10 protein-coding genes are annotated in these 11,320 nt (G+C 46.4%); 2 read left to right on the top strand and 8 right to left on the bottom strand.

Annotated elements, in window-relative coordinates; translation table 11 throughout:
• Positions 1 to 542 precede the first annotated feature (542 nt).
• Together U1I11_RS11840 and U1I11_RS11835 are read right to left on the bottom strand one after the other, a co-directional pair.
• A complete protein-coding gene (locus tag U1I11_RS11840) occupies positions 543 to 2,081 on the bottom strand; it encodes a PucR family transcriptional regulator (RefSeq protein WP_322906338.1) in 1,539 nt (512 codons plus the stop codon).
• Positions 2,082 to 2,149: 68 nt separating this feature from the next.
• Positions 2,150 to 3,100, bottom strand: a complete 951-nt coding sequence (locus tag U1I11_RS11835) for an aminopeptidase (RefSeq protein ID WP_322906600.1) — start codon at positions 3,098 to 3,100, stop codon at positions 2,150 to 2,152.
• Positions 3,101 to 3,368: 268 nt separating this feature from the next.
• Between U1I11_RS11835 and U1I11_RS11830 the strand changes: the two genes are divergently transcribed.
• Together U1I11_RS11830 and U1I11_RS11825 are read left to right on the top strand one after the other, a co-directional pair.
• Positions 3,369 to 4,226 (top strand): basic amino acid ABC transporter substrate-binding protein, encoded by an 858-nt coding sequence (locus U1I11_RS11830; RefSeq protein WP_322906337.1) that lies wholly within the window; start codon positions 3,369 to 3,371, stop codon positions 4,224 to 4,226.
• A gap of 13 nt (positions 4,227 to 4,239) precedes the next feature.
• The gene (locus U1I11_RS11825) at positions 4,240 to 4,908 is read left to right on the top strand and encodes an amino acid ABC transporter permease (protein ID WP_322906336.1); all 669 of its coding nucleotides are present in this window, start codon (positions 4,240 to 4,242) and stop codon (positions 4,906 to 4,908) included.
• Between the two features lie 565 nt (positions 4,909 to 5,473).
• Here the strand turns inward: U1I11_RS11825 and U1I11_RS11820 are convergent.
• The 6 genes from U1I11_RS11820 to U1I11_RS11795 all read right to left on the bottom strand — a co-directional run bounded on the left by U1I11_RS11820 (position 5,474) and on the right by U1I11_RS11795 (position 11,313).
• The gene (locus U1I11_RS11820) at positions 5,474 to 6,814 is read right to left on the bottom strand and encodes a TrkH family potassium uptake protein (protein ID WP_322906335.1); all 1,341 of its coding nucleotides are present in this window, start codon (positions 6,812 to 6,814) and stop codon (positions 5,474 to 5,476) included.
• A 55-nt stretch (positions 6,815 to 6,869) separates the two neighbouring features.
• Positions 6,870 to 8,006, bottom strand: a complete 1,137-nt coding sequence (locus U1I11_RS11815; protein WP_322906599.1) for a nitric oxide synthase oxygenase — start codon at positions 8,004 to 8,006, stop codon at positions 6,870 to 6,872.
• A gap of 310 nt (positions 8,007 to 8,316) precedes the next feature.
• The gene (locus U1I11_RS11810; protein ID WP_322906334.1) at positions 8,317 to 8,955 is read right to left on the bottom strand and encodes an ABC transporter ATP-binding protein; all 639 of its coding nucleotides are present in this window, start codon (positions 8,953 to 8,955) and stop codon (positions 8,317 to 8,319) included.
• 37 nt (positions 8,956 to 8,992) lie between these two features.
• On the bottom strand, positions 8,993 to 9,733 hold the full coding sequence (locus U1I11_RS11805; protein WP_322906333.1) for a hypothetical protein: 741 nt from the start codon (positions 9,731 to 9,733) through the stop codon (positions 8,993 to 8,995).
• 6 nt (positions 9,734 to 9,739) lie between these two features.
• On the bottom strand, positions 9,740 to 10,510 hold the full coding sequence (locus tag U1I11_RS11800) for a hypothetical protein (RefSeq protein ID WP_322906332.1): 771 nt from the start codon (positions 10,508 to 10,510) through the stop codon (positions 9,740 to 9,742).
• Positions 10,507 to 11,313, bottom strand: coding sequence for a hypothetical protein (locus U1I11_RS11795; RefSeq protein WP_322906331.1), 807 nt, complete (start codon positions 11,311 to 11,313; stop codon positions 10,507 to 10,509). The genes U1I11_RS11800 and U1I11_RS11795 overlap by 4 nt, the downstream gene beginning before the upstream one ends.
• Between the last annotated feature and the right edge of the window lie 7 nt (positions 11,314 to 11,320).

Genomic DNA, 11,320 nt, shown 5'->3' with positions numbered 1-11,320 from the left:
AAAGTGACCAACTGTTCATTTATCGGACAAGAGTGGTTGCTAAGTTAATATATTTAGCCAAAATTTTGAGTATTTACGAAACTTTTTCACATTTCCGTACATTTTAACTCCTTTTCTTATCCATAAAATATAATATTTTAAATAAAATACATTTTATTCCAAAATAAAGATAACTCCTTTCCCACCCCTACAAGCGAGATCATACACGTTTCAAACAACAAATAAACCCGATGAGCCAGCACAACCAATCGATTGTACGGAGCTTATCGGGTTTATTTTATCCAGCTATAATATGTTCGCTTCGTTCGCTTCCTATACCATCACAGCTTACTGCTAATACGCAGGAATTGTGTATATAAAGTTTACAAGTCCGTGTACAGTGAGTGATAGGCAATACGTATACACAAACGGCGCATGAGCTTAAGCTGCTTGCTACTTGCTACTTGCTGCCGTATATTGCATCCATTTCTATGCAAGTTATGCAGCACTTATTTGAACTCTCCATCCAGCTACAAACGAACGAATAAGCGGGCACAGATACGTTAATTCGGTCGCTCCAATAAATAGTAATAAATCAAGCACAGATGACAAACAAACTGCTCATGCGGATCAGTCAGATCAAATCCGGCAATCTCACGTATACGTTCCAGCCGATATTTGACCGAATTGCGATGGATAAACAGTTGTGCCGCCGTATCCATCAGACTGCCGCGACTTTCCAAATAAAAGAACAATGTACGCAGCAGATCGCTATTATGTTCTTCATCGTATTGTTTGAGTTTACCGAGCTTGCGGTCAAACAATTCCTCAAACCCACGCTCATCCACAGTCGCCCGCAGCAGATGGTAAATCTCGATATCTTTGTAAGCGGTCAGTGCACCACCGCCGCTTAAGCGTCGCGAAATGGACAGCGAATGCCGCGCTTCGCTGTAGCTTTCGTGAATATCCCATAACCATGTCGGACGCCCAATCCCTGCCCGGTATCCGGTCAACATCCCCTGCCGATCGTCCAGCCAACCGCCTACGATTGCTGTCCACGGAATCAACTCCTGCTTGCGCCGTACCTCATGTTCATCCGTCGCCACCGGTGTAGGCAAAAACAATATCGCACGATTGCTGCGAAACTCCACATGAGGACGCACACCATAACGAGCCGCCTCCGGCTCTAGCAGCTGACTGATCCACTCCTCCTCCGGTGCAGTCTGTCCTTCGATCACAGCAACTTCCCACAATTGGGACGGGTCCATTCCAAGCTGTCGTCCGCGTTCTTCCACCTCATGACGCGGTGGTGTAGGTGGGGTCATTAGCTCATCGATAAAGTTGCCGCGCAGCCGATGCCCTGTATCCATAATGATCCGGTTGCGCATCAGTTCCAGCGCGAGCACAAGTCGCGCTTGTTCGATACCTGTTTCTTCCAGCGTATCTAATGTTTGTTTATCGACGATCAATGTCGCCACATTGCGCCGATCGACCTGAATCGTACGACGCAGCGGATAAATCGCTTGCCGATAATCCCAACCTACTGGAGAAGCGACAATCGTCGCTCCGCTATTGTCAATGACGGCAACCGGCGCTTTGAGCAGACCGGACACATGATCATTCACCGCCTGAATACCGATATTTTCAAGCACCATCGCCGTCAGCTTGCGGTACGCCTCATCCGAGCGCTGTTCGACTACAATCGGATGGCTTAAAATGCGCGCCGTTACCGCCTGAATCAACTCCGCATAATTCGCCCCTTCCGGCAGCTCCAGCACTGGCAATCCGTACTGCTCACTCGCCTGCACCGCTTCCAACGGCAAGACAGGCAAATAGCCATCCGACTTAATCGCTAGTCCAGCCGCACCGTGCCCGGCAAGCGCGCGAATCAACTGTGCGAGACGTGCGGGCTGATCGCGCAAACTGTATCCGCTCGTCATCAGCAACACGCCCGTCTTCAGTCCATGATCCGGTTCCGGTAGTTCCAATATATCTATAAAACGTACAGCCCGTTTAAGCCCTTGGCTGCCGCTAAGCACGGATGTGCCTTGCAGCAGCGGCAATTGCAGCAACTCGCGTACGGTCAATTCAGCCTTTATCATTGTTGTTCACCGCCATTACGCCAATTCATTCTAATTTATGATTGTATCGCTATCATTTATGTTGCTGTTCATGCGTCGACCAGCTCACCAGCACGCATAATAAGACGATCGTCCAAATACACATCCGGCTGCTTGACGACAATATCGATATGTACGCCCGCCGCAATCGTACCACCAAACGTATTGTTACTGCCAAATGCCACATGGATCGTACCGTACACTTTCTCATCTTCCAGTACGACACCTGTAATACGCGCTTTATTGTTAGTTCCGATGCCAAACTCCCCCAGCATCCGTCCGTGCTCATCACCGAGCATATCGAGCAGCTCAGTGCCCAGATTGCCTTCCGCTGCTACAAGACGCCCATGTTCCACCGTCAACAACAGCGGCTGTGCCAACGCCCCTAAACCCGCTACCGAGCCGTCTGCCAGCAACTGACCGGAAGCTGTACCTTCCAGCGGCGCAATATACGCTTCACCAGAAGGCAAATTACCGGATTCACCCGGATTCAAATATAGCCCAGTGCTCGGCACACCTTCACGATTTTCAATCGAAAAGGTCAGACGATAGCCATCCTTCTCGATCCGTACGGTCGAAGCGTCTGTCAGCCAGCCGGTCACCTGCTCGGTCAGCGCCTTCACTTCGGCATAATTTGCCGTAATCGCGCCATGAGTAAACATATCCTCGGTAATGCCCGGCATGGTGGCGACCCGTGCACCAGCGGCGGCAGCTTGCTTGCGCGCAGCGGTATGGGTTAGCGAATAACGCGTCACACAGACAACGACCGCAGCGTTCATCATCGCTACCGCGACAGAGGCAGGCGGTTCCTCGCCGGAACGACTGCGTTCTTGCATTACGATTAGCATCGCTTCCGCACCTAAACGTTTGCCACCTTCATACAGCGCCTCTGCCAATTGTTTGCGGCTATCATCGGTAACGACGATAAGCGATTCACCCGCTTGCAGTCCAAGACAGTCAATCAGTACATTTGTACTGATCTCAATTTGTTGTTCGTTCATCATTCTCCATCCTTTACATTCAGGTTCGATCCATTGCTTAAGTGTATCATAACGGTTCAAGCTGCGCTGTCGATACGTTTGAATTGGATTTTTATTGTTAGTTTTATTCACATACTAGCGTATAATTAAATCGTTATAGTTATTTTATCGCTGATTTTCGTACAATATAAGTTAATTTATTTAACACATAGTATAAATATACATTGTAGCAACTGTCATTTGCTGTTAAAATTACGACTATAAAATCGAGTTAATGGGGGAAAAGCCTTTGAAAAAGTCAATCATGTTATTGTTGTTAACAACGATATTCGTTATACTGGCAGGCTGCGGCACACCACCGCCACAACAAACGCCAGCAACGACTACAAGTGCAGACAGTGACAGTACAGAAACAGCAACAACGAATAGCACACCCGTCAAATTCGCTACCGATGCCTCGTATGCACCGATGGAATTTATGGACTTGGATCAAGTCAAAGGCTTTGATATTGATTTTCTCGCTGCGGTTATGAAGCAGGCAGGCATGGCATATGATGTGACCAATACCGGCTGGGATACGATGCTGGAAAGTGTGCGGCAAGGTACGGAATATCAAGCAGGCATTTCATCGGTATCGATTACCGACGAGCGCAAACAGAGCTATTCCTTTTCACTGCCTTATTTTGAATCAACCAATGTTATTTTGGTCAAACAGGGCAGTGATATCAAATCCGCGCTCGATCTGAAAAACAAAAAGGTCGCTGTACAAAACGGTACTACCGCTGACATTCTCATGTCCGGCATTATGGGCAAAGACAACAGCAATTTAAGCCGGTTTGAAAGTAATGCACTGGCGCTGATGGAACTGGACAGTGGTGGCGCCGATGCCGTTGTTGCCGATATCGCCATCGTGCGCGAATATATTAAAAACAATCCCGACAAAAAGTTGGTCAGCATCTCCGACCCGACCCATTTTAAATCCGAATATTACGGCATTATCTATCCAAAAGACAGTGCGCTCAAAGCGAAGCTCGATCCGGCGATTCAAACGATTATCGACAATGGCACATACACCGAGATTTATAAAAAATGGTTCGGTACCGCACCTGATTTAACTAATTTGAAAGCAGCGATGGCTAAAGGCTAAAAGGAGCGGCGTGATGAGCGATTTTCGGATTGATATTATTTTGTACTACATCCCACTCCTGCTCAAAGGCACATTGTTGACGATCGGCGTGTCCATCGTCAGCATTTTGCTCGGTTCGGTGCTTGGATTGGTCGTTGGCTTCGGACGGATGTCGAGACATGCGTACGTGCGGCTGCCGGCGGCGTGTTATATTAATTTTTTTCGCGGCACGCCGTTGTTGGTGCAAATTTTGCTCGTTCACTTTGGCGTTGTGCCGTTGCTGATCGGTCGCACGGACGTGCTGTTCGCCGCTATTTTGTCACTAACGCTTAACTCTGCCGGTTACAGTGCGGAAATATTCCGCGCCGGCATTCAGTCGGTCGAAAAAGGGCAGACCGAAGCGGCACTGTCACTCGGTATGAACCGTCGCCAAACGATGCGTTATATTATTTTGCCACAAGCGATTAAGCGGATGATTCCGGCGTTTGGCAATGAATTTATCGTGCTTATTAAAGATTCATCGTTACTCACGATTATCGCTGCCAAAGAATTGATGTATTATGCCAATCTGATGCGCGGACAGTATTTGCGCATTTGGGAACCGTATTTGACGGCAGCGCTAATTTATTTAATTTTGACGTATTCGCTTAGCAAGCTGCTGAGCTGGTGGGAGCGACGAATGAATCAGGCGGAGCATATGTAATTGGGGGGAGCTTGCTTGCAAACTTTGTATGGTGGGGCGGGCACCACTGCGGCGAGGAATAAGGGGACGGACTCCCGTCTCGCACAGGAATCTACGGAGTAGGAGGGAAGGTAGATTCCCGTGCTCAAAAGTCGTCCTTACCCCTTATTTCCTCCCCTCCGTTCCGTGCGCCTCGCATCATACATGCTTGTTTGCGAGCAGCTCTGTATGGGGGGGGGAGCAGGTAGTAGAGCATCTAAATCTAAATCTAAATCTAAATCTAAATCTAAATCTAAATCTAAAATAAATAGTACTCGCATAACTGAATAAGCCAACCTACCTGTTTTGCGAGATTTCAGGTAGTTTTCTTATCACCTACTTTAAAATAGCAATGTACTGGAACAAGTTCATAAATTGACAGCAAAATCATGAATTAGCAAAACTAAAAACAGCCCCATTTACTTGACCAATCAGTTTATCCCTTTGCAAGGTATAGACTCTGATGGAACATCGTAATGGGGCTGTTTATATTTGAAATTAAAACCATCGATCTACGTTTCCGGCATAATTTTACGTATACTCCTACTCAACCGATCAGTACCTTTTCCTCTGGATAGCTATACTTGGTCGGCTTATTGTTACGTGCTAGCGCAAAAGCGAGTGCCAGTGGGCCTAAACGACCGATGTACATCGTAATGACAACGACGACTTTACCGGCTGGCGACAGATTGGGCGTTAAGCCCATCGACGAGCCTACGGTGCCGAATGCGGATACGGATTCATAGAAGATGGCAAGGAAATTGCTGCTTGTACCCTGTTCGGTAATCGTCAATACGATCGTTAGCACAACGACGATCCCGAGCGAGATCATAATGACCGCGAGTGCGCGGAAAGCCATTTCAAAACTTATTTTCCGCTGAAACGCATGAATTTCCGAGCGTCCCCGCACGACGCTGTACAGACATAACATCAAAATCGCAAATGTATTAATCTTGATCCCGCCCCCGGTCGAGCCACTGGCTGCCCCGATAAACATCAACATAATAAACACAAACTGCGTCGCTGCCGTCAAACCGCCGATATTAATCGTATTGTACCCGGACGAGCGCGGCATAATGCCCTGGAACAGGGACGCCCATATTTTCTCACCTAGACTAAGCGGGCCGAGTGTTGCCGGGTTCGACCATTCCGCGATCAACACGAATAAGAAGCCAAACAGAGTCGCAATGAGCGATGACACGAGCACAAGCTTCGTATTGAGCGAAAATTTATGCCAGTTCCGTTTGCGCAAAATATCGGTGACTACGATAAAGCCCAGCCCACCGATAACAAACAATGTGATCACGACCGTATTAACGACCGGATCACCGACATGTTCGGACAGACTATCCGGTTTAAGCGCAAATCCGGCATTGTTAAACGACGAAATCGCATAAAATGCTCCATAATACCAGGCGCGCTTCCAGCCCAAATCCGGCGTCCAATGCAGCGCCAGCGTCACCATCGCCACAAATTCCAGCACAAATGCGATCGCAAAAATGTTCAGCGATAACCGTACGAGTCCCTGTGTGGAAAAAGCATTGGTCGCCTGCTGAATCATCAACCGTTGCTTCAATCCGATCTGCTTGCCCAACAGCACTGCAAACAGCACCCCGAACGTCATAAAGCCAAGCCCGCCGATCTGGATCAATACCATAATCACGACCTGACCAAAGAGCGAAAACGAGGTGCCTGTATCAATAACCGCAAGCCCGGTTACACAGACGGCGGATGTAGCCATAAATAACGCATTCAGCCAGCCGACCGAATGCCCGTGCGATCCGGCAAGCGGCAAGCTAAGCAGCAGCGTCCCCAAAGCGATCAGTACAGCGAATCCAATCGGAATGAGCCGCGCCGGATTCACAAAGCTTTGCATCTGCTTATTCATCTTGTGTAATGCCGGATTTCTCCCAATGCCTAGCATGGTTCAACGATTCATCCTCTCAATGAAACGGACAGCCACCTCCACCTGTGCTGCCGGTATCTGTTCGTTCATATTTTTTATCCTGATAAAAGAAATTAGGGGTAACGACCCGATTGTCATACGAACGATGGAAAATATGCGTCGTCGCCGGAGACAATGGCGGAATCAGCCATGTCCAGTTGCCTGTCAACTCACGCCCTGCCGCTTGCTCGCGCTCCTCAAACCTGCGGAACTGCGCTGCTGCCGTATGGTGATCGACGATGCTAACGCCTGCTTTTTTGTAGGAGTATAACACAGCAGCATTCAACTCGACTAGCGCCCGATCCTGCCATAATGTCGCTTTGCTCGATGTGTCCAGTCCCATAATGTTCGCCATATCTGGCAACAAATTGTAACGGTCTTCATCGGCAAAATTACGCGCACCGATCTCGGTGCCCATATACCAACCATTAAACGGTGCTGCCGTATACTGAATCCCACCGATATTCAGCCGCATCTCCGACACAATGGGAACAGCATACCATTTTAATTCCAGCGCTGTAAATGCAGGATAATCGCTATGCTGCATCGGCACTTCCAGCACATCTTGCGCTGAGATCGAATACCATTTAGGCTTGCCGTCCGTCTCACTAATGACGAGCGGCAACACATCAAATGCACTTTGCTCCCCCGTCCAACCGAGCTGCTGACACAGCTTCGTAAACGCAAGCGATGCCGGATCACCCACCGTTCCATATGCGGTTGTATAGCCGGCATAGCGGATCAATTGATGATTCCAAATTCTCACTTCACGCCCGTCCGGATCACGCGGGCGAAAGATCGTAATCGTCGGACGAATTTTGCCACCATTGGTCGCATAACGAATATGTGTGATCAGCTCCTGCGCTATCTGATCCGTTCCGTGCACATGGCGTGCATCACGCACAACTAGATTGTCCCAAAATAAACGTCCGATACAGCGATTGCTGTTACGCCACGCCATTTTGGCGCCATGTTCCAGTTCTGCGGTCGTATGAACATACGTGCCGCTAATACGAATCGCTTCGTCAATATCCCGTAAACGCTGCTCAGCTTCAGCGCCATCCTTCCCTAGTTCCATATAACATTGCTTGATGAATAATTCCGCTTCTTGCAGCAGCGGATAAGAGATTGCCATATGTTCCACCTCGTCCAAAAAATCAAAATCGCCCACCCGCAAACCGATTACCATCTATCCATAAATCCAAGTATGTTCAATCGTTCGTTTAATTTATACAACTGAAGGCATATCCATAACGATAGCTTTATTTCAACTTTAAAACATTTCCACTGCACGTTGTATCCCCATCATTGGCGATATTGTGAAAAAAAAGCGCATGCCGAGTCGCATGCACTTTCAAGCTGCTTAACAAGTCTATTTTACATCCTTCTACTTTCCAAAAATCCCATATAATAAAAACAGCTGCATTGTATGACATTAATATGACTTATTTAACATGAACTAATGTCTGCCGCTCAATCCGGTACACTTCATCACATAAACGATCAATGTCGGTCTGTTGATGACTTGTCAGCACGATCGTTCGTCCTTCACGCCGGAACGTTTCTAGCAATCCACTAATACGATCTACGCTATCCTGATCGAGCGCATTAAATGGCTCATCCAAAATCAATACTTGCTGCTGTTCCATTATCGCTTGGGCGAGACCGATTTTTTGCTTCATTCCTAAAGAATATTTACTTAACTTCTGCTTAGAATTCGGTTCTAATCCTACCTGTTCCATTGCAAGCTCAATATCTTGTTTCGTAATTTTGTGTTGTATGCTTGCCCATCGTTCCAAATTTTCAACCCCCGTCAGGCTCGCAATATAACCAGGACTATTAATTAAAATCCCAAATTGCTGCGGGAAATCTCTACCTTTAGGCAAATAGTCAGGATGGATGTGAACCGTACCGGAGTCTGGTTTCACAAACAAACAGATCATTTTGAATAACACAGATTTACCCGAGCCATTAGCACCTGTAATGCCATAAATCTTGCCTTTTGCAAACGTAACATTAACATTTTGAAATAAAAGATGGTTTTTGAACGTTTTGCTTACATTGGTCAGCTCAATCACATTCATCACATCGACCTCCATATTTAAACAATGTATGTATCCATCACGTAGCAGGCGGTAATTTTTGAAATACAATCGACGCCACGATGCATTGTATAATCATCCATACGACTAACAGCCCTGTAATGGGCAACATATCTGCCCAGCCATGCGCAATCTGTCCAAGTGCATTTAATCCTGAAGGAACGTACATATGTGCAAATAACGGCGTTGACAAGATGACCAGCCAAATCAAGCCAGCAAATCGCACGTCCGCTCTTGGACTGAGCCAATGCAAAATGAGCAAAAACAATTCATAGTTCATTATTTGCAGCCAACCATTGATTAGCACATGATACAACAATTGTGTAATCGTCAATTCAGTGTATCCAGATGGTGTCCAGCTTAGCCCTCTACATACTCCAATCAACATACAAACAACGATTAAACCGCTTAAAAAGACCGCTGCTCTCATTCCCGCGTGTTTCATATCATGCAGAAACCAAGCCAATGAACGACCATAACGAATAAGACAATAATACACATCTACCGACCATTCACGGTCAAGCTTTACCATCTGCACATATATATATCCAAAAAATACAAGCCAAAAATAAAATAATGCCACGATATTGGCACCATGATCGTTGTAGCCATATAAACGAGTATAGATCAAATCTTCGATTGTTCGTATAGTTGCTATGCCTGGAAACGGAACGAGCAGACCTAACACTACCAGCCCGACATATAAACTATACGCAATCATTTGTTTCGCTGAACTTGTACGAATCAAGCGCCATTGCAATTACAATCACCTCTTTTGCATCCAGCATGCTACACTTGCGAGCACTACTGCCAGACATGCCATTATCCACAAGCCTGTACAATACGAATGGTACACGACGGCAACCGTTGAAGCAGACATATACACAATCGGATTCCACCCATTTAGCGGAAAATAATGGGACGCAAGCGCAATATACACATAAACAACTCCACCTGCTACCGCTGCACTATACTTCCTACCAACTAACATCTGTATAAGCGTTAATATCAGATGCACAAACATAAGGAAAAACGCCAATTGCACAATATGGATGACGATCACGACAATAGGCGGCATGCCAGACTGAGCGGCTAGCGCGCTAAACCAGTTAACACTATTGGACGGCTCATCAGCAAACGCACTCCAACTATGACCAGCTCGAAATACCGACCCCAAAACGATAACCGAACAGACTAAACAGAGCAACATCATACTTAAAACAGGCAAATACTCGGTCATCACCCAAATGATCCACCTACACCAACTTTGACACCGTATCCGTACTACATGATCCAGGTTGCGCTGAATCACCATCACAGACAGCAATATAGAAAATGGCATCATCACATAAACGAGCAATGCGGTATGACTAAACGACAATAACAAACGATCCCATATGCTCGCCTGCGCACCAAGCACAGCTTGATTTTGCAATAATACACGATTGCTAGCATTGCTCATCAGCAATAACACTCCATACACAAGCAACCATTTCCAAGTGAACCCTTCACGAAGCAGCGATTTCACCATCTTCACGTCAGCACTTCACCTCGGCGTAAACGTCGCTGGATCAATTGCCGCAAACCGATGAAAATGAACATATGCACAGCTAAAGTCAGCAATGCCGTCCATAAAGGTGCCTGCACATCATATAATGGAAAAATCACTCGAAACGGTTGAAAATAATACAAGCCCGGAATGACACTACACAAAAAGCTAGCCAAAATATAAAAAATATACGGCAACGAAATCGCCAGCAACGAATTCGACAACAAAATAACGAGCTGCAAAGCAATACCCGCATACAAACAAGCAAAAATCCCTACCCATATGCAATATATGCCTGCAAATGCAAATGTTCCGTACTGTAAAAATGACGTAAATGTATGGCGCATATACATATTTTGTGCATGATTCATACTATTGATGCCAAACCGTTCTGGATAAAACGAAGTATGTACATAAAGTGGATCAACAACATACACATACATAAAAATGAGTAGTGTCATACAGGCAAATACGATAAACGTCGTCCACATATTAGCCGTCTGTTTGACAGCTAGCAAGTGCACGATTGAAATTCGAGTACGCGTATAAACGAGAGCACGATGGCGCACTTCCCCCACAAATGGAAATACGTATACGATCAAAACAAGCACCGGAAACACAAGCGGCAAAATAAGGTTCATCACTAGCCCTAGTAAATCCAATTGATCACGAAGGATATAAGATCGACTTTGAACACTCCCCGCCACTAGGCATGCAATGGCAATCACCAATAAACCTAGCATCGATTTGATACTAAACTGGCTTTTGATCTCTTGTAAAATCAGTCTCATTGCTTTC

Origin of the sequence: Paenibacillus campi, from assembly GCF_034659835.1 — a bacterium.
Classification (GTDB): Bacteria; Bacillota; Bacilli; order Paenibacillales; family Paenibacillaceae; genus Saccharibacillus; species Saccharibacillus campi.
This window is presented reverse-complemented; position numbering and strand designations above follow the sequence as displayed.